This window comes from Streptomyces alboflavus, assembly GCF_000716675.1.
Taxonomy (GTDB): domain Bacteria; phylum Actinomycetota; class Actinomycetes; order Streptomycetales; family Streptomycetaceae; genus Streptomyces; species Streptomyces alboflavus.
This window is the reverse complement of sequence record NZ_JNXT01000022.1, coordinates 1-23,115: the sequence shown is the minus strand read 5'-3', so window position 1 is coordinate 23,115 and position 23,115 is coordinate 1. Positions and strand designations below refer to the sequence as shown.

Sequence of the window (23,115 nt, the reverse complement as noted above, 5' to 3'; positions counted from 1 at the left end):
CCGCGGTCCCCGCCCCTGTCTGCTTCGTCTGCTCTTGCGCCCCCGCACCTTCCGGCGCCCGCCCCACTCGGCCCCCGTGCGCATCCGCTCTCGTACTGATCGACGAATGGGCGCCACGGAAGATTCCCGCTCCCGACGACGGATCCCCCGGGATGAGAGATCCCCTTTCGGTGCGATCGGTTCCGCTCGGCGAACAGTTCAGGCCAACTGGGCCTGCCAGTACGGGTGATGGGCTCGGTCCGCATGTGGCACATGCGGGAGACAATCTCCCCCAATGGGCGGACAACTATGGATGCCCTTTTCGCGTCACGGCTGAAAAGCGTCCGGACGTCCCTTCGAGTTGCACGTGTCTCAGTAGTAGGCTCGCGCCGTTTGTTGACGCACATGCGTGCCCCTGGTCGAAGCGCGGCTGTGAGGGGCCCGATCTGGGGGAGGCCATGCGCTTTCGCGGGAAGTCAATCCGCCGGAAGATCGTGGCATTGCTGCTCGTGCCGCTCGTGTCCCTCACGGCGATCTGGGGCTTTGCCACCTTCCTCACGGGGCGCGAGGCGAACAAGCTCATCGACACGGCGTACATCCTCGACGACCTGGCAAGACCGCTCCAGGACACCGTCGAAGTGGTGCAGGAGGAGCGGCGCCAGACCCTCGTCTATCTGGCCGACCCCCGTGCGTCGGACGCGCTCGCCGCGCTGCGCCGCAGCCGAGGGGCCACCGACAGGCTCGTCGCCAAGATCGAGTCCAAGGCCCGGAAGTCCGACGCCCGTGAGGCCCTCGACGGTCAGTCGGAGGAGCGCCTGAGCGTCGCCCTCGACTCCTTCAAGGGACTCGACGCGCTGCGCCGCACGGTCGAGGAAGGCACGATCAGCCGGGACAAGGCGCTGAAGATGTACACGCGCCTGACCGACCCCTGCTTCGGCTTCCTGATGACGCTGAACGCTCTCGACGACGTGGGCGTCACCGCGGAGGGGCGTGCGCTCGTCGGCGTCGGCCAGGTCCGTGAACTGCTCTCCCGTGAAGACGCGTTGATCGGTTCCGCCCTGGTCGCGGGCACCGTCACCAAGAGCGAGATCCGCCAGGTCTCCGACCTCGTGGCGCAGCGCGGTGTGCTCCTCGACAACAGCCTCACCCAGCTCCCGGACAACGAGCGGGCCCGCTTCGAGCGCTACTTGAACGGCGCCGAGACGAGCCGTCTGCGCGACGCCGAACAGTTGCTGATGGACTCCGGCGGGGGCACCCCCCGCGCGGTCACGTCCAGCGACTGGGACCGCGAGTCGGACAAGGTCCTCACCGGCCTCGCCGACCGCACCGACGACGCCGTCGACCGGCTGCGCGACCGCGCCCGCCCCCAGGCCATCACCGTCATCGTGCAACTGGCCGTCGCCGGTGTGCTCGGCCTGCTCGCCGTGCTCCTGTCCCTCTTCCTCTCCGTACGCATCGGCCGCAGCCTCATCCGCGACCTGCGCCGCCTGCGCCTGGAGGCCCACGAGGCCTCCGGCGTCCGGTTGCCCGGACTGCTGCGCCGTCTCGCGGCGGGCGAGCAGGTCGACGTGGAGACCGAGGCGCCGCGCCTGACCTACGACAAGGACGAGATCGGCCAGGTCGGCCAGGCCCTCAACACCTTGCAGCGCGCCGCGGTCGAGGCCACCGTCAAGCAGGCCGACCTGCGGCGCGGCGTCTCGGAGGTGTTCGTCAACCTCGCTCGCCGCAGCCAGGTCCTGCTGCACAAGCAGCTCACGCTCCTCGACACCATGGAGCGCCGCACCGAGGACACCGACGAGCTCGCCGACCTCTTCCGCCTCGACCACCTCACCACCCGCATGCGGCGGCACGCCGAGGGCCTCGTCATCCTCTCCGGCGCCGCCCCGTCCCGGCAGTGGCGCAAGCCCGTCCAGCTCATGGACGTCGTCCGCGCCGCCGTCGCCGAGGTCGAGGACTACGAACGCATCGAGGTGCGCCGACTGCCGCGCATCGCCGTCACCGGCCCCGCGGTCGCCGACCTCACGCACCTGCTGGCCGAACTCCTGGAGAACGCCACGGTGTTCTCGCCCCCGCACACCGCGGTGCAGGTCCTCGGCGAGCACGTCGCGAACGGCTTCACCCTGGAGATCCACGACCGCGGCCTCGGCATGGCCTCCGAAGTCCTCCTCGACGCCAACCTCCGCCTCGCCGAGACCCCCGAGTTCGAGCTGTCCGACACCGACCGCCTCGGCCTCTTCGTGGTCAGCCGCCTGGCCCAGCGCCAGCGCGTCCGCGTCTCGCTGCAGCCCTCCCCGTACGGCGGCACCACCGCCGTCGTGTTCATACCGGAGTCGCTGCTCACCGACGACGTGCCCGACACCGGAGGCGTCGGCTTCCGCCTCGACCGGCCGCAGCCGCAGAAGGCCGTGGGCGGTACCACGCACGACCGCGACGCCGCCCTCGCCCAGACGCCCGTCGAACTGCCCGGTCTGCCCGCGTCCCTCCTGGACGGACCGGTCGAGCTGGAGGCGCCCGTCGGCATGGCGGGACTCGACGGCTTCCCGGGTGCCCTGGAGGACGAGGACAGCGAGCGCGGCGGCCTCTTCCGCCCGCGCCGCCGCGTCGGCGAGACCGCCGGGGAGCAGCACCAGCAGGCCCGCGACGCCCGCGAGCCCGACCTCGGCGAGCCCGTCCGCGCCGCCGACTCGGCGGGCCACGACGCCCTGCACCCCGACGAGCCCCTCGACGACGAGCCCGCCCCGGGCGGCACCGTGCCCCTGGCACGCCGCCGCACCCCGAAGCTGGTCTCCTCGCACGGCCGCCGCGTGGGCCCCGCCCGCACCCGTGACACGGACGTCGGCCCTGCCCGCGACACCGACACCGCCGACCCGGACAGCGACAACGCCCGCCGCGACACCGGCACGGGGTGGCCCGGCCGCGGCCCCGCCCGGGAATCCCGGCCCCTGGGCCAGGCACCGACCGACACCCGGTCCGACGTCGGCCCCGCGCGCGGGGCACTCGACAAGCGCGTACGGGACGGCCTCGGCACCCCGGCGCGCGCCCCCCGGGACACCACGGACGCCAACGGCGGCGCGGGTGTCGACCTGCCGCGCCGCCCCAGGACGGACGCGGGCTGGCCCGACCTCACACCCCCGCGCCCCCTCGGCCCGGACACCCCGTCCGACCCGCAGCCGCTCCTGCCCCGCCGCCGCCCGATGACGGACGCGCCGCGTGCCACCACCCGCACCGAGACAGCGCCCGGTGCGGACCGGGCGGCAAGGACGGACAGAGGACCCATGGACCGGGCCGCAGGCAGCACGGACACGCCGCCCCGGACGGCGGGCAACGATCAGGGCGCGCCGGCCGCCGGCGGGCTGCCCCGCAGGGTCCGCCAGGCGAACCTCGCCCCGCAGCTGAAGGACAGCCCGGACCGCCGCACAGAGCTGGACACGACCCCGGCCAGGGCCGGAGCTGAGGAGCGCGACGCCGACGAGGTACGCAGCCGAATGGCTTCGCTCCAGCGCGGCTGGCAGCGCGGCCGTGAAGAGAACGCCGTGGGCGACGACGTCCCGGACGGCGCAGCACCAGGAACGACATCTGAGGGGGACGGTCGATGACCGCACCGAAGGCCGACGCACGCACCACCGCGACCGGGGGATCGGGGGAGCTGAACTGGCTCCTCGACGACTTGGTGGAGCGCGTCGCCAGCATCCGCAAAGCACTCGTGCTCTCCGGGGACGGCCTGCCCACGGGCGTGTCGAAGAACCTGACCCGCGAGGACAGCGAGCACCTTGCCGCCGTCGCGTCCGGATTCCACAGCCTGGCCAAGGGCGTGGGGCGCCACTTCGACGCGGGCAAGGTCCGCCAGACGGTGGTCGAGCTGGACGACGCCTTCCTCTTCGTCACGGCGGCGGGTGACGGCAGCTGTCTCGCCGTCCTCGCGGACGCCGACTCCGACGTCGGCCTGGTGGCGTACGAGATGACGCTGCTGGTCAAGAGGGTGGGTGTGCACTTGGGTTCGGCGCCGCGCACGGACCTGCCCACGGGAGGGTAGTGGGAGGGCATGAGCGACGACGACGGTCAGGCCGCTATGCCTCACTGGTTCGACGACGACGCCGGTCCGGTGGTGCGCCCGTACGCCATGACACGGGGCCGTACCACCAGCCCCGCCCAGCACCGCCTCGACCTGATCGCGGTCGTGATCGCGGAGTCGCACGCCGAGGAGACGGAGGCCGACCAGACGCTGTCCCCGGAGCACGTGGACATCGTCGGCCTGTGCCGCGACACCCCGCAGTCCGTCGCGGAACTCGCGGCGGAACTGGACCTTCCGATCGGCGTGATCCGCGTCCTCATCGGTGACCTGGTGGACGACCAACTGGTGCACGTGACCCGCCCCGTACCCCCCGCCGAGCTGCCGGACGAGAGTATTCTGCGCGACGTGATCAACGGCCTCCGGGCGCTCTGAACAGCGCGAAAGCGGGGATTGAGACGTGACAGGCTGGCAGTTCTGGGTCGACAGGGGCGGTACGTTCACGGACGTCGTCGGGCGCCGCCCGGACGGCGGACTGCTCACCCACAAGCTCCTGTCGGACAACCCCGCGCGCTATGCCGACGCGGCGGTCGCGGGCATCCGGGAACTCCTCACCCGGGCGGGCGAGCAGGGTGCCGACCCCACGAGCGGAGCCGACGACGTACGCATCGACTCCGTCCGCATGGGCACCACCGTCGCCACCAACGCCCTCCTGGAGCGCAAGGGCGAGCCCACCGCCCTCGTCATCACCCGCGGCTTCCGGGACGCGCTGCGCATCGCCTTCCAGAACCGCCCCCGGATCTTCGCCCGTGACATCGTTCTCCCCGAAGAGCTCTACGACCGCGTCATCGAGTACGACGAGCGGGTCGGCGCCGACGGCGAGGTCCTGCGCGCCCCCGACCTCGACGGCCTCGCCGAAGCCCTGCGGGAGGCCTACGCCGACGGCATCCGCGCCGTCGCCGTCGTGTGCGTGCACAGCCATCTGTACCCGGCCCACGAGCAGGCGGCCGGTGACCTCGCGCGCCGCGCCGGATTCCCGCAGGTCTCGCTCTCCAGCGAGGTCAGCCCCCTGATGAAGCTGGTCCCGCGCGGCGACACCGCGGTCGTCGACGCGTATCTGTCGCCCGTCCTGCGGCGCTACGTCCAGCACGTCGCCGCCGAACTCCAGGGCGTGCGGCTGATGTTCATGCAGTCCAACGGCGGACTCGCGGACGCCGGACAGTTCCGCGGCAAGGACGCCGTCCTCTCCGGGCCCGCCGGCGGCATCGTGGGGATGGCCCGCATGTCGAGGCTCGCCGGGTTCGACCGGGTCATCGGCTTCGACATGGGCGGCACGTCGACGGACGTGTCGCACTACGCCGGGGAGTACGAGCGGGTCTTCACGACGCAGATCGCGGGCGTACGCCTGCGCGCCCCCATGCTCGACATCCACACCGTCGCCGCGGGCGGCGGCTCCGTGCTCCACTTCGACGGCAGCCGCTACCGCGTGGGTCCCGACTCGGCGGGCGCGGCTCCAGGACCCGCGAGCTACCGCGGCGGCGGGCCCCTGACCGTCACCGACGCCAACGTCGCCCTCGGCCGCATCCAGGCGGCCCACTTCCCCCGGGTGTTCGGCCCCGACGGCGACCAGCCGCTCGACGACGCGCTCGTCCGCCGCAGGTTCACCGAACTCGCGCGGGAGATCACCGAGCGGACCGGGGACGACCGCACCCCGGAGCAGGTCGCCGAGGGCTACCTCCAGATCGCCGTCGCCAACATCGCCGCCGCCGTCAAGCGCATCTCGGTCCAGAAGGGCCACGACGTCACGCGCTACGCCCTGACGACGTTCGGCGGCGCGGGCGGCCAGCACGCCTGCATGGTGGCCGACTCGCTCGGCATCCGCACCGTCCTCGTACCGCCCATGGCGGGTGTCCTGTCCGCGCTCGGCATCGGCCTCGCCGACACGACGGCCATGCGCGAACAGTCCGTGGAAGCGCCCCTGGAGGCCTCCGCGATGCCCCAGGTCCACAAGATCGCCGACGACCTGGAGACCGCCGCCCGCGCCCAGCTCGCCGCCGAGGACGTGCCGGCCGACCGCGTCCATGTCACCCGCCGGGCCCACCTGCGCTACGACGGCACCGACACCACCCTCACCGTCGAGCTGACCGACCCCGCCGCCATGACCCGCGCCTTCGAAGAACAGCACCGCGCCACCTACTCCTTCACCCTGGACCGCCCTGTCGTCGTCGAAGCCCTCTCCGTGGAGGCCACCGGCCGCACCGAACCCCCGGACCTGTCGCTGCTCGGCCCGACCACCGCGCACGGCAGCACGCGGACCGTGCGCCTGCACACGGGCGGCTCCTGGCGTGAGGTGCCCCTGCACCGGCGCGAGGAACTCCCGCCCGGGGAGCGGGTCACCGGACCCGCGATCATCACGGAGTCCAGCGCCACCACGGTCGTCGACGAGGGCTGGGGCGCGGCCATGACCGACGACGGGCACCTGGTCATGGAACGGGTGGCGGCGCCCGCGAGTTCCGACGCCACGACGGAAGCCGACCCGGTCCTCCTCGAAGTCTTCAACAACCTCTTCATGTCCATCGCCGAGCAGATGGGCGCCCGCCTGGAGTCCACCGCCCAGTCGGTGAACATCAAGGAGCGGCTCGACTTCTCCTGCGCCCTGTTCGACCCGGACGGCAACCTCGTCGCCAACGCCCCACACATCCCCGTCCACCTCGGCTCCATGGGCACCAGCGTCAAGGAGGTCATCCGCCGCCGCGGCACCACCATGCGGCCGGGCGACGCCTACGCGGTCAACGACCCGTACCACGGAGGCACGCACCTCCCGGACGTCACCGTCATCACCCCCGTCTTCGACACCCCCGGGGAGCGGATCCTCTTCTACGTGGCCTCGCGCGGCCACCACGCGGAGATCGGCGGCATCGCGCCCGGCTCGATGCCCGCGCACAGCCGCACCATCGACGAGGAGGGCATCCTCTTCGACAACTGGCTGCTCGTGGAGGCCGGACGCTTCCGCGAGGCCGAGACCCTGAGCCTGCTGACGGAGACCCGCTACCCCTCCCGCAACCCCGCCACGAACCTCGCCGACCTGCGCGCCCAGATCGCTGCCAACCAGAAGGGCGTCGACGAAGTGGCCCGCATGATCGGCGACTTCGGGCTCGACGTCGTCCAGGCCTACATGCGGCACGTCCAGGACAACGCCGAGGACTCCGTGCGCCGCGTCATCGACACCCTGGAGGAGGGCGAGTTCTCCTACGAGACCGACTCCGGTGCCGTGATCCGGGTGCGCGTCTCCGTAGACCCCGAACAACGCACGGCGACCATCGACTTCACCGGTACGTCACCGCAGCTGACCACCAATTTCAACGCCCCCTTCGCCGTGGTCAACGCCGCCGTCCTGTACGTCTTCCGCACCCTGGTCGCCGACGACATCCCCCTGAACGACGGCTGTCTGCGTCCTCTGCGGATCATCGTGCCGACGGGGACCTTCCTGTCGCCAGAGCCGCCCGCGGCCGTCGTCGCGGGCAATGTGGAGACCTCGCAGGCCATCACCGGCGCCCTCTACGGAGCGCTGCGCGTACAGGCCGAGGGCTCCGGCACCATGAACAACGTCACCTTCGGCAACGACCGGTACCAGTACTACGAGACCGTGGCCTCCGGCTCCGGCGCGGGCGACGGCTTCCACGGCGCGTCCGTCGTGCAGACCCACATGACCAACTCGCGGCTCACCGACCCCGAAGTCCTCGAATGGCGGCTGCCCGTCGTCCTGGAGGAGTTCGCGGTCCGCGCCGGCAGCGGCGGCGACGGCCGCTGGCGGGGCGGGAACGGCGCCGTGCGCCGCATCCGCTTCCGCGAGCCCATGACCGTCTCCACGCTGTCCCAGCACCGCGTGGTGCCGCCCTACGGGATGGCGGGCGGCGAGCCGGGCGCGCTCGGCTCAGGACGCGTGGAGCGCGCCGACGGCAGCGTCGTACGGCTCGACGGCAGCGACTCCGCCGACGCGGGCCCCGGCGACGTACTCGTGATCGAAACCCCCGGAGGCGGCGGGTACGGGCCGCCGGCCCACGAACCATCCGGCCCCGCGGCCGCCCCCGAAGCACCTCACCCCAACTGACGCACGCGACACCACTGATGACTGATGCAGGAGACGAGAGCAATGATCTTCAAGCGTTCTGAGCGCGGTACGGCCCCTGTCGAGCCGGTCACGCTGAAGATCCTGGTCGCGGGCGGTTTCGGCGTCGGCAAGACGACCCTCGTCGGCGCGGTCAGCGAGATCAAGCCTCTGCGTACGGAGGAAGCCCTCAGCGAGGCCGGACGGCCCGTCGACGACACCGACGGCGTCCCGGGCAAGCACACCACCACCGTGGCCATGGACTTCGGCCGGATCACCCTGCGCGAGGACCTGGTCCTCTACCTCTTCGGCACCCCGGGCCAGGACCGCTTCTGGTTCCTGTGGGACGAGCTGGCGACCGGGGCGCTCGGGGCCGTCGTGCTCGCCGACACCCGCCGCCTGGAGGACTGCTTCGCCGCCGTCGACTACTTCGAGCGCCGCTCCATACCCTTCGTCGTCGGCGTCAACTGCTTCGAGGGCGCGACGCGTTACCCGTCCGACGCCGTCCGCCACGCCCTGGACCTCGACGAGAGCACACCTGTGGTGTTGTGCGACGCCCGCGAGAAGGAGTCGGTCAAGGAGGTCCTGATCGACGTGGTCGAGCACGCGATGGCGATTGGTGCGGCTGCCAGGCAGCCGGTCGCGACCTGACGCGACGACCGCCCGGACGGCGTCCGGGACGGCCCGTACCCTCGCCGACCGGGGTACGGGCCGCGCACCGGGCACGCCTGAGCCGGGGTGAAGGCCCCTCGGCAGGCGTCTCAGCCCTCGCCGTCGTCGTGCCAGCCGAAGCTGCGCTCGACCGCCTTGCGCCAGTTGCGGTACTCGCGTTCGCGCTCGGTGTCCGCCATCTGCGGCGTCCACTCGGCGTCGCGCTGCCAGTGGGCCTTCAGCTCGTCCAGGTCGTTCCACACGCCCGTCGCGAGCCCGGCGGCGTACGCGGCGCCCAGGCACGTCGTCTCGGACACCCGCGGCCGGATCACGGGCACACCGAGGACGTCGGCCTGGTGCTGCATCAACAGATTGTTCTTGGTCATGCCGCCGTCCACCTTCAAGGTGGTGATGCGCACCCCGGAGTCCTGGTACATCGCGTCGACGACCTCACGGGTCTGCCAGCTCGTCGCCTCCAGGACCGCACGCGCCAGGTGGGCCTTGGTGACGTAGCGCGTGAGGCCGGTGACGACACCGCGCGCGTCGGAGCGCCAGTACGGCGCGAAGAGGCCGGAGAACGCGGGCACGATGTACGCGCCGCCGTTGTCGTCCACACTCGCGGCCAGGGACTCGATCTCGTCGGCGCTGCGGATGATCCCGAGCTGGTCGCGGAACCACTGCACCAGGGCTCCGGTGATCGCGATGGAGCCCTCCAGGCAGTACACGGGAGCCTCGGAGCCGATCTTGTAGCCCATGGTCGTGAGCAGGCCGCTCTTGGACGGCACGGGCCGGTTGCCGGTGTTGAGCAGCAGGAAGCTGCCCGTCCCGTAGGTGTTCTTGGCCGTCCCGGTGTCGTAGCATGCCTGTCCGAAGATCGCCGCCTGCTGGTCGCCGAGCGCGGAGGCGACGGGCACGCCCGCGAGCTGCCCGACGGCCGTCCCGTAGCACTCGGCCGATGACCTGATCTCCGGCAGGACGCTCTCGGGGACGTTCATCGCCGACAGGATCGAGGAGTCCCACTGCAGGGTCTCCAGGTTCATCAGCATCGTGCGTCCGGCGTTGGTGACGTCGGTGACGTGCACACCGCCGTCGGTGCCGCCGGTGAGGTTCCAGATGAGCCAGGAGTCGATGGTGCCGAAGGCGATGTCGCCGCGCTCGGCGCGCGCCCGAAGACCGGGGACGTTGTCGAGCAGCCAGGCCGCCTTCGGCCCGGAGAAGTAGCTCGCCAGCGGCAGCCCGGTCTGCTCGCGGAAGCGGTCCTGGCCGTCGGCGCCGCCCAGGTCGTTGCAGAGCGCCGACGTCCGGGTGTCCTGCCAGACGATCGCGTTGTGCACCGGCTTGCCCGTGGCGCGGTCCCACAGGACTGTCGTCTCGCGCTGGTTGGTGATGCCGAGCGCGCTCAGCTGGTCCGCGCGCAGCCCGGCCTTGGCGATGGCGCCCGCGACCACCGCCTGCACCTTGGACCAGATCTCGGTGGCGTCGTGCTCCACCCAGCCGGGCTTGGGAAAGATCTGCCGGTGCTCACGCTGGTCGACGGCGACGATCGCGCCGTCCCGGTTGAAGATGATGCAGCGGCTCGAGGTGGTGCCCTGGTCGATTGCGGCGACGAATTTCTCGGAGCTGTCCGTCATGGCTACCCCTTGGAGGAAGGCTGCTCAGAAGGCGGCGTTGTAGATGAGTCCCGCGAGGAGCCCGCCGATCAGCGGTCCGGCGACCGGCACCCAGGCGTAACTCCAGTCGGACGTGCCCTTGTTCGGGATGGGCAGGAAGTGGTGCACGATGCGCGGACCGAGGTCACGCGCGGGGTTGATGGCGTAGCCGGTGGGCCCGCCGAGCGAGAGGCCGATGCCGACGACGAGGAACGCGACGATCAGGATCTGGGTGCCGGAGGTGCCGAGGCCCTTGGTGAGCCCGAAGGCGAGGATGGGCAGGACCAGGCCGACGGTGCCGATGATCTCGGTCAGCAGGTTCGCCACCGGGTTCCTGATCTCCGGGATGGTGGAGAAGATGCCGAGGGTCGGCGTGGGGCTGCCCGTGCCCGGCGCGCCCTTGGTCCCGTGGGTCACGTTGGCGTTGAACTGCGCGAGATAGACCAGGTACGCGAGGACGGCGCCCAGCATGGCGCCGATCATCTGCCCCGCCAGGTAGATCCAGACCTTGTCCCACTTGTCGGTGTCGACGGCGATGCCGAGGGTGACGGCCGGGTTGAGGTGGCCGCCGGACAGCGGTGCGGCGGTGTACGCGCCCGCCATCACGCCGAAGCCCCAGCCGAACGCGATGACGATCCACCCGGAGGCCTTGGCCTTCGAGTGGTTGAGGGTGACGGCGGCGCACACGCCGGCGCCGAAGAGAATCAGAATCGCGGTGCCGATGATCTCACCGACGAAGATGTCCCCATTCGAGTACATGGCGGCTCCTAGGCCTTCGCCCGGGGTGGTGGGCCCCGGTACTCCGTGCAGGGTTCGTTTCCCACGACTACTGCCCGGCCAGCGCCAGCCGCGTCAGCCGAAGGCAGGGGAGTCCCGCGCCCCGCCCGGCCTCGGTGACGAGCGTGCCGTCACAGTCGAATCGCCCATGGGGGATGCCCGTTGAACTGGCTCGTTGCGTGGAGCCATGGAGCGCACGGGCCCTGAGCGGCGGAGTGCCGAAGAGCGGCGATGCCGACTGACACCGGGAAGTGTTCACCGGTGGTGATGGAGCGTCAAGGTCGCGGACGCCACCGGTTAACCGGCGCGACGCCTTCCGAGCGGGACGCCCGGAAACCCGCCGGGCGCCCCCTCCCGGGCCCCCGCGCGATGCCCCGCCGAGGTGCCCGCGCGGGCGTCAGCGCACCGCCACCACGGACGAGCCGTGCCCGAACAGCCCTTGGTTCGCGGTGATCCCCACCCGCGCGCCCTCGACCTGCCGCGCGCCCGCCGTCCCCCGCAGCTGCCAGGTCAGCTCGCAGACCTGAGCGATGGCCTGGGCCGGGACGGCCTCTCCGAAGGAGGCGAGGCCGCCGCTGGTGTTCACGGGTATGCGCCCGCCGAGCGCGGTCGCGCCGTCCCGCAGGAGCTTGGCTCCCTCGCCCTCGCCGCACAGCCCGAGGTCCTCGTACCACTGGAGCTCCAGGGCCGTCGACAGGTCGTACACCTCCGCCAGGGAGAGGTCCTCCGGGGCGATGCCCGCTTCCTCGTACGCGGCGTGCGCGACGGACGCGCGGAACGGGCGCTCGGTGGGGCGCACGGCCGCTGCGGAGTCCGTGGCGATGTCCGGCAGGTCCAGGACCGTGTTCGGGTACGTCGGAGTGACGGTGGACACCGCGCGGATACGCACCGGGGCGGCCGTGCTGTGCCGCCGGGCGAACTCCAGGGTGGACAGCACGAGCGCCGCGGCGCCGTCCGAGGTCGCGCAGATGTCGAGCAGCCGCAGTGGATCGGCGACGACGGCGGAACCCGCGACCTCTTCGGGCGTGACGGCCTTGCGGTAGCGCGCGTGAGGGTTGAGCGACCCCAGGGCCGCGTTCTTGACCTTGACGTGGGCGAAGTCGTCCAGGGTGTCGCCGTGCACGGCCATGCGGCGGCGGGCGTACAGCGCGAAGTACGCCGGGTTCGTGGCGCCGAGGACGCGGAAGCGCAGCCAGTCGGGGTCGTCGGGCCGATCGCCCCCGGCGGGCCGGAAGAAGCCCTTCGGGGCGGCGTCGGCGCCGACCACGAGCACCACGTCGGCGAGGCCCGCGAGCAGCTGGGCGCGCGCCGTGCCGATCGCCTGGGCCCCCGATGCGCACGCCGCGTACACGCTCGCCACGCGCGCGCCCTGCCAGCCGAGCGCCTTCGCGAAGGTCGCCCCCGCCACATACCCGGGATAGCCGCCCCGCACGGTGTCCGCGCCGACTACGGACGTGACGTCCCGCCAGTCGACTCCGGCGTCGGCGAGCGCCGCCCGCGCCGCCACCGTCCCGTACTCGACGAAGCCGCGTCCCCACTTGCCCCAGGGGTGCATGCCCACGCCGAGCACCGCCACGTCGCCGCTCATGCCGTCACCCCCACCGGCCGCCAGTTCCACGTCGTCCACGTCGTCGACGGGCTCTCGGGGTCCGTGCCGAGCACGCCGGGGACGACCTCCATCTCCATGCCGACCTCCAGGTCGGCGACGGTCACTCCGGGAGCCGCCTGCCCGAGCACCACCATGCGTTCCGCCGCGAGCTCCACAGCGATCAACGTGTAGGGCTCCCAGGGAAGTTCCGGGTCCGAGAGGTACGGCGCGGGCGGGCGGTAGCGCCCGTCGGTGTACGACCACACCTGCCCGCGCCGCGACAGCGCCGTCTCGACCAACTCGCCCCCGGCGCAGCCCGGATTGCGGCAGAAGCCGTCCTCGCGCGGGAAGAAGACGGCCGCGCACCGCGCGCACCGCGTGCCGAGCAGCCGGAAGTCCTCCCCCTCCCCGTCGAACCACCGCGTCACCACGGGCGTACGCACTCGCGACATGGCCCCTCCCGCACCCTGGATCTGACGGAACGTCAGAAGTGTGCCACGGGCAGCACCCGGCGCGACACCGGGAAGTCGAAGTAGGTGTCGGGGAACGGTTCGGGCTTGTACGTGAAGTGCCACCACTCTTCCGGCAAGTTGACGAACCCCGTCTTGGCCAGGGCGCCGCGCAGCCGGTCCCTGTTCGCGCGCTGCTTGGCGCTCACGCGAGGGTCGTCGGTGTGGGACAGCGTGTCCATGCAGTCGTACCCGGTGCCCATGTCGACGGAGTTGTCGGGGAATCGCTCACTACGGGGCGCGTAACAGGGCTTGAGCGGCTCACCGGGGACGTACGGCCGCGTCGGCTTGGCCGGCAGTCGCACGATCGTGAGGTCGACCGTGGAGCCTCTGCTGTGCCCCGACTTCTTGGCGATGTAGCCGTCTTCGAAGAGCCTCGATTTGGCGACCCGGGGGTAGAACTCGGCCTTCATGCGCTCGTCGCCGAGGTCCTCGCCCCACCGCACGAACTGGTCGACCGCCCGCTGTGGCCGGTAGCAGTCGTACACCTTCAGGGAGTAGCCCGCGCGCAGCAGGCCGCGCTGGGCCTTGCGCAGCGCCTTCGCCGCAGGTTCGGTGAGGATGCACATCGGCTTGCGGTAGCCGTCGATGCGGTCCCCCACGAAGTTGTGCGGGGTGATGTAGCGCATCTCCTGGATGATCGTCGGGTCCACGTCGCTCAACGCGACGAAGCCCTTCGGGGCCTGCGGCTCGGTGGCCGCCTGGGCGGGCGACGGGGCTGTGGCCACGGCGAGCAGGGTGGCGGCGGCAACGGTGAGTTTCCGCAGTGCTGGGGCGAATCGTGTCATGTACCCGCATCTATCAGGAGGTTGGCGCTCCACGGAAGACCGCCGCGTCGAGATCGGATACAGTCCGCGCGTGTCCCCATCCCCGCACCCCACCGAACCGGCCCCGGACTCCCACTGCGCCAGTTGCGGCGCGCTCTACGGAGACCATGTCACGGGCTGGCCCCGCACCTGCCCGGACTGCCAGACAGTGGCCTACCGGAATCCGCTGCCCGTCGCGATCGCCCTCCAACCGGTGTACGACACGAAGGGCACCGGCCTCGTCGTCGTGACCCGGTCCATCGCCCCCGCGCGGGGAGGCACCGCCCTGCCCGGCGGTTACGTGGACCACCGGGAGGACTGGCGGCACGCCGTCGTCCGGGAGCTCAAGGAAGAGACCGGCATCAGCGCGGCGAGCCACGACGTGCGCATCGTCGAGGTGCTCAGCTCGCCCGACGGTCACCTGCTCCTCTTCGGGCTGCTGCCGGAACGCCCGGCGGCCGACCTGCCGCAGTCGTCGCCCACGGACGAGACCGAGGGCTGGGACCTCCTGCACCGGCCCGCCGAACTCGCCTTCCCCCTGCACACGTCGGTGGTGCGGGCGTGGTTCGAAGGGCGCTACATCTGAGACCGAGGGCGCCGCCCAGCGGTGGCCGTCATGGCCGCAGGGGGCGCCGTACGCGGCGGCGTGACACGAGGCCCCGCCTCACACGCCGCGCACCCGCACCGCGTACTCCACCACGGCCCCTGGCTCGTCGCCCTCCTTCTCGACCACGAGCCGCTCACCGCTCCAGCGCACACTGAAGCGCTGGAGCTCCGGCTCCTCCCACCCGTCACCGGCGTCCGCGATCACCAGACCGCTGCCGGAACGCCCCTTCGCGGGCGCCCACACCTCCAGAGCGAGCTGCCCGTCCTCCCCGCGGACCGGCAGCACCGCGCCCGCACGCGCGAGGACCGGTATGCGGGACAGCGGAGCGTCGAGCAAGGCCCGTCCCGGGCCTTCGTACACCCGCTCGGTGACCGTGTCGTACCACCGGCCCGGCGGGAGCCGCACAGCCCGCTGGGTGGCCCCTTCCCGCAGCACGGGCGCGACCAGCAGACAGTCCCCGAGCAGGAACGCGTCCTCGCAGTCCCGCAGCGACCTGTCCTCCGGGGACCCCCACCACAAGGGACGCGCGTACGGCGCGCCGGTGAGCCGCGCCAAGTGCGCGAGCGTCACGAAGTACGGCAGCAGGCGTTCGCGCTCGACGAGCGCCACGCGCGCGTGCTCCAAGACCTCGGGGCCGAACTCCCAGGGCTCCCTGCGACCGGCGTGCAGCGCCGCATGCGTACGGAACAGCGGAAGATACGAACCGAGTTGGAACCACCGCAGATACAGCTCGGGCGACGGACTGCCGTCGAAACCGCCGACATCGGGGCCCGAGTACGGCACCCCGCACAGGCCGAGCCCCAGCACCAGCGCGAGCGAGGCCCGCAGCCCCGGCCACGTGCTGGCCACATCGCCCGACCAGGTCCCGCCGTAGCGCTGCATCCCCGCCCACCCGGAGCGGGAGAAGAGGAACGGCCGCTCCCCGGGCCGCAGTTCGCGCATGCCCTCGTAGCCCGCGCGGGCCATGCCCAAGGCGTACACGTTGTGCGCCTCCTGATGGTCGCCACCGCGGCCCTCCAGGGCGTGCCGGGCCGAGCGGGGGAGAGTGGTCTCCCCGAAGGACGCGAACGACACCGGCTCGTTCATGTCGTGCCAGAACCCCGCGAAACCCTGCGCGAGACGCTCGTCGTAGAGACCGCCCCACCACTTGCGCACCCGCCCGGCCGTGAAGTCCGGGAACACCGCCTCACCGGGCCACACCAAGCCCCGTACGGTCCGCCCCGCCGCGTCGCGCACGAACGCGTCAGCGGCCGCCCCGCCGTCGTACACGGCGTTGCCAGGACCGGCCTTCACCGCGGGATCCACGATCGACACCAGCCGGATGCCCGCGCCGCGCAGCTCACCGGCCAGCTTCGGCAGGGACGGGAAGCGCTCCTCGTCGACCGTGAACACCTGGTGGGCGTCGAAGTGGTCGATGTCCAAGTGCACGGCGTCCAGGGGCAGACCGCGCTCCTGGTAGCCCGCGACGATCCGTCGCACCTCCTGCTCACTGCCGAAGCCCCACCGCGCGTGATGGTGGCCGAGCGCCCACGTCGGCGGCACCGCGGGCGCACCGGTGAGGGCGGCCCAGGAGTGCAGCACGCGCGCGGGGGTGCCCACCATGACCCAGCAGCGCAGCGGGCCACCGTCCATGCGGACCTCGCACGTCCCCGCCCTGTCGTGCCCGGAGCCGGCCCCCTCCTCGCCCTCGCGCACGGTCACCGAGCCGTCCCACGTGTTGTCGTGGAAGACCAGATGGGTGCCGACGTCGGCGACCACCCACTGCACCGGCATCGTGATGTACAGCGGATCGTCCCCGGGCTCGAAGGAACCCCCGGGATCGGTGTTCCACAACCGGTACGTTCCATTCCGCAGTCGCGGCCCGGCCGCCCGGCCGCCCAGACCGAAGAACCGCGCGTCCGGGGCCACCTCCGACCGCTGCACCCAACGGGCCGCCCCGCCGCCCACCGGCTCCCACCAGCGCGGCGGCAGATCGCGCCGCAGCATCACCCCGCCGGGAGTGTGCAGCTCCACCGCGCCGTGCCGCGACACGACCACCGTCGCCCGCTCCGAGACCACCCGCCAGCCACCCGCCTTGTCGGGCTCAAGAACGGCCCGCGGATCCGCCTCGGGGCTGCCTCCCGCCAAGGCGTAGGACGGGTCGGGCTCGGCCCCGTCCCAGCCCCAGAACACCGCCCCGCCCAACGTGACCCGCACCCGCAGCTCGGACCGTGCGAACCGCACCACGCCACCGCCGGGACCGGGCTCCACGAGGGTCACGGGACCGGGCGTCCGGGCCCGCTCGGCGCCCCGGGTCGGCAGCCCCGTCGCGTCGGTCCGGCGCCGCCGCCACGCCGAGCGCACCATGCGCAACCTCTGGGCCGTGTCGGACAGGCCGACCGCCTTCACCGAACGCACCAGGTCACGACCGTTCATGCTGCTCACCCTGCCATCGAAGGCGGAGCGGGAGTACCGCGTTCAACTGCCGTTCATCCCGTGCGCCGACTAGCGTTACCAACCCTCTCCGTAGACACACAGCGAGCCCCTTGCGGAAACAGCCCGCGAGGCACTCCCAGGAGCGCACCACCACGCCTCTCCGGAGTCGGCGATGCGCATTACGTAGCGCATCGCCCCACACGGACACCGACGCCTCTGTGCCGGGACACCCTGGTGCGGAAGTCGATCACGTGGCATCGTCCGTGTCAGCCGTGTCACGCGCACACCCAGCCCGTGCGCACGACAGCCGCCCACGACGCGCACAGCCCAGGAGCAGCCCCATGTCCTCAGCGAACCCCTCGCCGCTCTGGCAGCCGGACCAGCAGCGGATCGCCGGCGCACAGGTCACGCGCTTCCAGGCATGGGCGGCCGAGCACCACGGAGCGCCCGCCGCAGGGGGATACGAGGCCCTGCACCGCTGGTCCGTCGACGAGCTCGACACCTTCTGGAAAGCCGTCACCGAATGGTTCGACGTGCGCTTCAGCACGCCCTACACGCGCGTGCTCGGCGACCGCTCCATGCCGGGCGCCGAGTGGTTCCCGGGCGCCACCCTCAACTACGCCGAGCACGCCCTGCGCGCCGGCGAGGACCCCGCGCGCGCCGAAACCCCGGCCATCCTGCACGTCGACGAGTCGCACGGCCCGACGCCCCTCACCTGGTCCGAACTGCGCCGCCAAGTGGGCTCCCTGGCTGCGGAGCTGCGTGGCCTCGGCGTGCGCCCCGGAGACCGCGTCAGCGGCTACGTACCGAACATCCCCGAGGCCGTCGTCGCCCTCCTCGCCACCGCCGCCGTCGGCGCCGTCTGGACCTCCTGCGCGCCCGACTTCGGCGCCCGCAGCGTCCTCGACCGCTTCCAGCAGGTGGAACCGGTCGTGCTCTTCACCGTCGACGGCTACCGCTACGGCGGCAAGGAGCACGACCGCCGCGACACCGTCGCCGAACTGCGCCGCGAACTGCCCACCGTGCGCGCCGTCGTGCACATCCCCCAGCTCGGCACTCCGGCCCCCGAGGGCGCCCTGGAATGGTCCGCGCTCACCTCGGCCGACACGGCCCCCGTCTTCGAAGCCGTGCCGTTCGACCACCCCCTGTGGGTGCTCTACTCCTCCGGCACGACCGGCCTGCCCAAGGCGATCGTCCAGTCCCAGGGCGGCATCCTCGTCGAGCACCTCAAGCAGGTCGGCCTGCACTGCGACCTCGGCCCCGACGACCGGTTCTTCTGGTACACCTCCACCGGCTGGATGATGTGGAACTTCCTCGTCTCCGGCCTGCTCACGGGCACGACGATCGTCCTGTACGACGGCAGCCCCGGCTACCCCGACACGGCCGCCCAGTGGCGGGTGGCCGAGCGCACCGGAACGACGCTCTTCGGGACGTCGGCCGCGTACGTCATGGCCTGCCGCAAGGCGGACGTGCACCCCGCGCGCGACTTCGACCTCTCGCGCGTGCAGTGCGTCGCCACCACCGGATCACCGCTGCCGCCCGACGGATTCCGCTGGCTGCACGACGAGTTCGCCGACGCCTCCGGAGAAGTGTGGATCGCCTCCGTCAGCGGAGGCACCGACGTCTGTTCCTGCTTCGCCGGGGCCGTGCCGACGCTGCCCGTCCACATCGGCGAACTCCAGGCCCCCTGCCTGGGCACCGACCTGCAGGCCTGGGACCCCCAGGGCAAGCCGCTCATCGACGAGGTCGGCGAGCTCGTCGTCACCAACCCCATGCCGTCCATGCCGATCCACTTCTGGAACGACCCCGACGGCAGCCGCTACCACGACAGCTACTTCGACACCTACCCCGGCGTGTGGCGCCACGGCGACTGGATCACCCTCACCTCACGCGGCTCCGTCGTCATCCACGGCCGCTCCGACTCGACGCTCAACCGCCAGGGCGTACGCATGGGTTCGGCCGACATCTACGAAGCCGTCGAGCGCCTCCCGGAAATCCGCGAATCCCTGGTCATCGGCGTCGAACAGCCCGACGGCGGCTATTGGATGCCGCTGTTCATCCACCTCGCCCCGGGCGCCGCCCTCGACGACGACCTGCGCGCCCGCATCAAGCAGACCATCCGTGCGGAACTCTCGCCCCGGCACGTCCCGGACGAGGTCATCGAAGTCCCCGGCATCCCGCACACCCTCACGGGCAAGCGCATCGAAGTCCCGGTCAAGCGCCTCCTCCAGGGCACCCCGCTCGACAAGGCGGTCAACGCGGGTTCCGTCGACAACATCGATCTCCTCCGCTTCTACGAGCAGCTGGCCCGCGAACGAAGCTGAGCCCCTCACTCTCAGCGGTCATTGTCAGTGCCTCCCGTTACGGTGAGTGAGCATTGATCGACTGACCGCAGGGGGAACCATGGGACACACCCAGCACGACACGATGCGACGCGCCCTGCGCCGCGAAGTCGCCGGCACCATCGGCCTGCTCGCCGACGCCGAGGACTTCGCGGCGATGCGCCGCTACCGCACCTTCACCTTCGACGACCACGTGACGTATCTGCAGCAGGTGGAGGCACTGCTCAAGACCCTGTCCGCCCAGGGCAGACTGACCAGTGTCGCCCTCTTCGACCCGGAGGCGTACGACGAGTTCTGCGCGGAGACGGGCCTCGACCCGGACACCTCCGCGAGCCGCACCCGCTTCACCGCGGAACTGGCGACCACAGGCCCGACGATGCCGTACGAGGGCCAGGCCCTGGCCGACATCGTCCCCGACCTCGTCGACGAGACGGTCCGACAGAGCACTTGGGAGTACGGGACCATGCTCCTGGCCCGCATCGGCGCGTGCGCGGACTGCGGTGTGGACATCGGACGCGCCGCCTTCGCCAGGGCATCCGACCTGCTCATGCGCGCGATCAGCAGCGGCAGCCCGGTCGCCCGCCACCTGGTGTGCAGCGTCCCGTGCGAGGGCCAGACCCTTCTCGCCGCACTGCACGTCGAGTGCGACGACGACGGCAATCCCCAACTGGACGAGACGGAGGCCCTGGAGTTCACCACGGTCCTCGCGGTGGGCATCGCCACGGCGAGTGCGGGCGGCCTGGTGATGCGGACCCACGACGGCACCCGTGACCGCGTCCACGGCTGGCGCCTGGAGGGCGAGCGACTGCACGCGCTCTCGGCCGCGGAGGTCTTCGACGCCTACTGCACCGACGCACTCTCCGGCGACCTCATCGCCCCCGAGTCCGGCGTCGACTACTGCGCCGCCCCCGACCTGGGCGGCGACGACCCTCACGAAGGGGGACACCACCACTGAACACGGAAAGGGGCGCCCCACCCTCACGGGTGGAGCGCCCCTTCCGCACAGCGGGACCGACGCGGTTCAGCCGCCGAACGGCATCCCACGACGGCCGAGCCGACTACTCGCCGGACAGCACCGCCTGCGCCGCCTTGCGCGCCTCTTCGGCGCTGTCCGCGGCACGGGCCGCCGCCGCGGCGCGCTCGCACTGGGCCAGCGTGTACTTGGCCAGCGTCGCCCGGACGTAAGGAATCGACGCCGCCCCCATCGACAAGGAGGTGACACCCAGACCGGTCAGCACACAGGCGAGCAGCGGGTCGGACGCGGCCTCGCCGCACACGCCGCAGCTCTTGCCCTCGGCCTTGGCGGACTCTGCGGACAGCGCGACCAGGTCGAGCAGCGCGGGCTGCCACGGATCCTGGAGCCGGGACACCGCACCGACCTGCCGGTCGGCGGCGAAGGTGTACTGCGCGAGGTCGTTGGTGCCGAGCGAGAGGAACTCGACCTCCTGCAGGATCGAGCGGGCCCGCAGCGCGGCGGACGGAATCTCCACCATGGCGCCGAACTTGGCCCGCAGCCCGGCCTCGCGGCACGCGTCGGCGAACGCCTTGGCGTCGGCGCGGTCCGCGACCATCGGCGCCATGACCTCGAGGTAGACGGGCAGCCCCTCGGCGGCCTTGGCAAGGGCGGTCAGCTGCGTCCGCAGCACCTCGGGGTGGTCGAGGAGCGAACGCAGGCCGCGCACACCGAGCGCCGGGTTCGGCTCGTCGGTCGGCGTCAGGAAGTCGAGCGGCTTGTCCGCACCGGCGTCGAGCACCCGCACGACGACACGGCCCTCGGGGAAGGCCTCGAGGACCTGACGGTAGGCCTCGACCTGCTTCTCCTCGGTCGGCGCCTTGGTGCTGTCGTCGAGGAAGAGGAACTCCGTACGGAACAGACCGACACCCTCGGCACCGGCCTCGACTGCGGCAGGCACGTCGGCGGGACCGCCGACGTTCGCGAGGAGCGGCACCTTGTGCCCGTCCGACGTGGCGCCAGGACCGGTCGACGCGGCGAGCGCGGCCTTGCGCGCGGCCGCGGCGGCCTCCAGCTCGGCACGCTTCTCCGCGCTGGGCTCGACGAAGATCTCACCGGTGCTGCCGTCCACGGCCACGACCGTGCCCTCGGCGAGCTCACCGGCACCGGGCAGTGCGACGACAGCGGGCACACCGAGCGCCCGCGCCAGGATCGCGCTGTGGCTGGTCGGCCCGCCCTCTTCGGTGACGAAGCCGAGCACGAGCGCCGGGTCGAGCAGCGCGGTGTCCGCGGGCGCGAGGTCACGGGCGATGAGCACGTACGGCTCGTCACTGTCCGGGACGCCGGGCATGGGAACGCCGAGCAGCCGCGCGACGATGCGGTTCCGCACGTCGTCGAGGTCCGCTACACGGCCGGCCATGTACTCGCCCGCGCCCGCGAGGAGCTCGCGGTAGTGGGAGAACGCGTCGTAGATGCCGCGCTCGGCCGTGCTGCCGACGGCGACGCGTCGGTCCACGTCGGCCATGAGCTCCGGGTCCTGAGCGATCATCGCCTGGGCCTCGAGCACCGCCTGGGCCTCGCCGCCCGCCAGGTTGCCGCGCGCCATGAGGTCGGCGGCCACAGCCTCGACGGCCTTGCGGGCGCGCCCCTGTTCGCGCTCCGCGTCCTGCGCCGGGATCTGCTTGGCCGGCGGCTCGAGGACCGCTGTGCCCATGTGCCGAACCTCGCCGATCGCCACCCCGTGGCTCACGCCGACGCCTCGCAGCGTTGTCTCCATTACACCCGTCTCCGCTAGTGCGACGGGCCCAGCCGCCGCGGTGGTTGTCCTACTTGCCGTCGGTCGCCGACGGCACCGACGTCACTTCCAGCTGAAGAGAGCGTCGCCGGCCTTGACCTCGCCGTCCTCGACGAGCTCGCTGAGGGATTCGTTCGTCGCCTCGAGCGCCACGATGGGGCAGATGGGGGACTTGCCGGCGGCCTCGACAGCGGCCGGGTCCCAGCGCACGACGGTCTGACCGCGCTGCACCGTGTCCCCCTTGTTGACGAGAAGCTCGAAGCCCTCGCCGTTGAGCTGAACGGTGTCGATGCCCAGATGCGTCAGAACGCCGTGGCCCTGGTCGTCCACGACGACGAAGGCGTGCGGGTGCAGGGACACGACGATGCCGTCAACGGGGGCGACGGCCTCGGAGGGCTCGCGAACAGGGTCGATGGCCGTGCCGGGGCCGACCATCGCGCCTGAGAAGACGGGGTCGGGTACCGCGGCGAGTCCGATGGCGCGTCCAGCAAGCGGGGACGAAACGCTGGTCATGGCAAGCCTCCCAGGGGGTGGAGAATCGTTACCGCCGTCACTACCTGTCCTGGACGACGCACTGTTCAGAAGGGTAAGTCATAGGAAGTCCCGGTTCCGCATGAGAGGTCCCGGTTGGCAGGTGTAGAAGCACTGCACAAACGATTTGCGCCGACCCGAACGCCGTTGTAGAGTCGGACTCCTGCCCAGCGCCGAACGACGCACTCCGCGTCGGGGCCAGGCAGCAACTATCGAGTCGGATCCTATCTTGGGGTTTGGTTCTGCATGCCCACAGAGCATCGTGGTCAGAGAGCCGAAAACGACCTGATAGAGTTTGGAAACACCGAAGGGAAGCGCCCGGAGGAAAGCCCCAGAGAATGTTCTGTGGGTGAGTACAAAGGAAGCGTCCGTTCCTTGAGAACTCAACAGCGTGCCA

At 71.6% G+C, this 23,115-nt stretch carries 16 protein-coding genes; 8 read left to right on the top strand and 8 right to left on the bottom strand.

Going from position 1 to position 23,115, the window contains the following annotated elements; all coding sequences use genetic code 11:
• Nucleotides 1–437 precede the first annotated feature (437 nt).
• Genes OO63_RS18220 through OO63_RS18200 form a run of 5 tightly spaced genes read left to right on the top strand, consistent with a single transcriptional unit; the run spans nt 438 to nt 8,747 of the window.
• Nucleotides 438–3,575: a sensor histidine kinase gene (locus OO63_RS18220; protein WP_030360377.1), complete on the top strand. Its 3,138-nt coding sequence runs from the start codon at nt 438–440 to the stop codon at nt 3,573–3,575.
• Entirely contained in the window at nt 3,572–4,012 is a 441-nt protein-coding gene (locus tag OO63_RS18215; RefSeq protein ID WP_016642949.1) for a roadblock/LC7 domain-containing protein, read from the top strand. The genes OO63_RS18220 and OO63_RS18215 overlap by 4 nt, the downstream gene beginning before the upstream one ends.
• 9 nt (nt 4,013–4,021) lie before the next feature.
• Nucleotides 4,022–4,423 (top strand): DUF742 domain-containing protein, encoded by a 402-nt coding sequence (locus OO63_RS18210; protein WP_030360376.1) that lies wholly within the window; start codon nt 4,022–4,024, stop codon nt 4,421–4,423.
• A gap of 25 nt (nt 4,424–4,448) precedes the next feature.
• Complete coding sequence (locus OO63_RS18205; protein WP_030360375.1) at nt 4,449–8,099, top strand: hydantoinase B/oxoprolinase family protein; 3,651 nt, start codon at nt 4,449–4,451, stop codon at nt 8,097–8,099.
• Between the two features lie 42 nt (nt 8,100–8,141).
• On the top strand, nt 8,142–8,747 hold the full coding sequence (locus OO63_RS18200; protein ID WP_030360374.1) for a GTP-binding protein: 606 nt from the start codon (nt 8,142–8,144) through the stop codon (nt 8,745–8,747).
• A 110-nt stretch (nt 8,748–8,857) separates the two neighbouring features.
• On the opposite strand, the gene glpK is transcribed toward OO63_RS18200, so the two are convergent.
• The 5 genes from glpK to OO63_RS18175 all read right to left on the bottom strand — a co-directional run bounded on the left by glpK (nt 8,858) and on the right by OO63_RS18175 (nt 14,058).
• Nucleotides 8,858–10,378, bottom strand: a complete 1,521-nt coding sequence (gene glpK / locus OO63_RS18195) for a glycerol kinase GlpK (RefSeq protein ID WP_030360373.1) — start codon at nt 10,376–10,378, stop codon at nt 8,858–8,860.
• Nucleotides 10,379–10,402: 24 nt separating this feature from the next.
• Nucleotides 10,403–11,155 (bottom strand): MIP/aquaporin family protein, encoded by a 753-nt coding sequence (locus tag OO63_RS18190; protein ID WP_030360372.1) that lies wholly within the window; start codon nt 11,153–11,155, stop codon nt 10,403–10,405.
• Between the two features lie 415 nt (nt 11,156–11,570).
• Nucleotides 11,571–12,761, bottom strand: coding sequence for a lipid-transfer protein (locus OO63_RS18185; RefSeq protein ID WP_030360371.1), 1,191 nt, complete (start codon nt 12,759–12,761; stop codon nt 11,571–11,573).
• Nucleotides 12,758–13,213 carry a Zn-ribbon domain-containing OB-fold protein gene (locus OO63_RS18180; RefSeq protein WP_234311287.1) on the bottom strand — a complete coding sequence of 152 codons (456 nt, stop codon included), beginning with the start codon at nt 13,211–13,213 and terminating at the stop codon, nt 12,758–12,760. Before OO63_RS18180 ends, OO63_RS18185 begins: the two co-directional genes overlap by 4 nt.
• Before the next feature lie 32 nt (nt 13,214–13,245).
• Nucleotides 13,246–14,058, bottom strand: coding sequence for a M15 family metallopeptidase (locus OO63_RS18175; RefSeq protein ID WP_030360369.1), 813 nt, complete (start codon nt 14,056–14,058; stop codon nt 13,246–13,248).
• Between the two features lie 70 nt (nt 14,059–14,128).
• Between OO63_RS18175 and OO63_RS18170 the strand changes: the two genes are divergently transcribed.
• Nucleotides 14,129–14,662: an NUDIX domain-containing protein gene (locus tag OO63_RS18170; protein ID WP_030360368.1), complete on the top strand. Its 534-nt coding sequence runs from the start codon at nt 14,129–14,131 to the stop codon at nt 14,660–14,662.
• Between the two features lie 78 nt (nt 14,663–14,740).
• Here the strand turns inward: OO63_RS18170 and OO63_RS18165 are convergent, their stop codons facing one another.
• Nucleotides 14,741–17,098 (bottom strand): glycoside hydrolase family 31 protein, encoded by a 2,358-nt coding sequence (locus tag OO63_RS18165; RefSeq protein WP_030360367.1) that lies wholly within the window; start codon nt 17,096–17,098, stop codon nt 14,741–14,743.
• Between the two features lie 341 nt (nt 17,099–17,439).
• Between OO63_RS18165 and OO63_RS18160 the strand changes: the two genes are divergently transcribed.
• Both OO63_RS18160 and OO63_RS18155 read left to right on the top strand, forming a co-directional pair.
• A complete protein-coding gene (locus tag OO63_RS18160; protein ID WP_030360366.1) occupies nt 17,440–19,422 on the top strand; it encodes an acetoacetate--CoA ligase in 1,983 nt (660 codons plus the stop codon).
• Nucleotides 19,423–19,501: 79 nt separating this feature from the next.
• Nucleotides 19,502–20,395: a hypothetical protein gene (locus OO63_RS18155; protein WP_030360365.1), complete on the top strand. Its 894-nt coding sequence runs from the start codon at nt 19,502–19,504 to the stop codon at nt 20,393–20,395.
• Between the two features lie 103 nt (nt 20,396–20,498).
• Here the strand turns inward: OO63_RS18155 and ptsP are convergent, their stop codons facing one another.
• Nucleotides 20,499–22,169 (bottom strand): phosphoenolpyruvate--protein phosphotransferase, encoded by a 1,671-nt coding sequence (ptsP, locus tag OO63_RS18150; RefSeq protein WP_030360364.1) that lies wholly within the window; start codon nt 22,167–22,169, stop codon nt 20,499–20,501.
• Between the two features lie 81 nt (nt 22,170–22,250).
• The gene (locus OO63_RS18145) at nt 22,251–22,700 is read right to left on the bottom strand and encodes a PTS sugar transporter subunit IIA (protein WP_030360363.1); all 450 of its coding nucleotides are present in this window, start codon (nt 22,698–22,700) and stop codon (nt 22,251–22,253) included.
• Nucleotides 22,701–23,115: the final 415 nt, after the last annotated feature.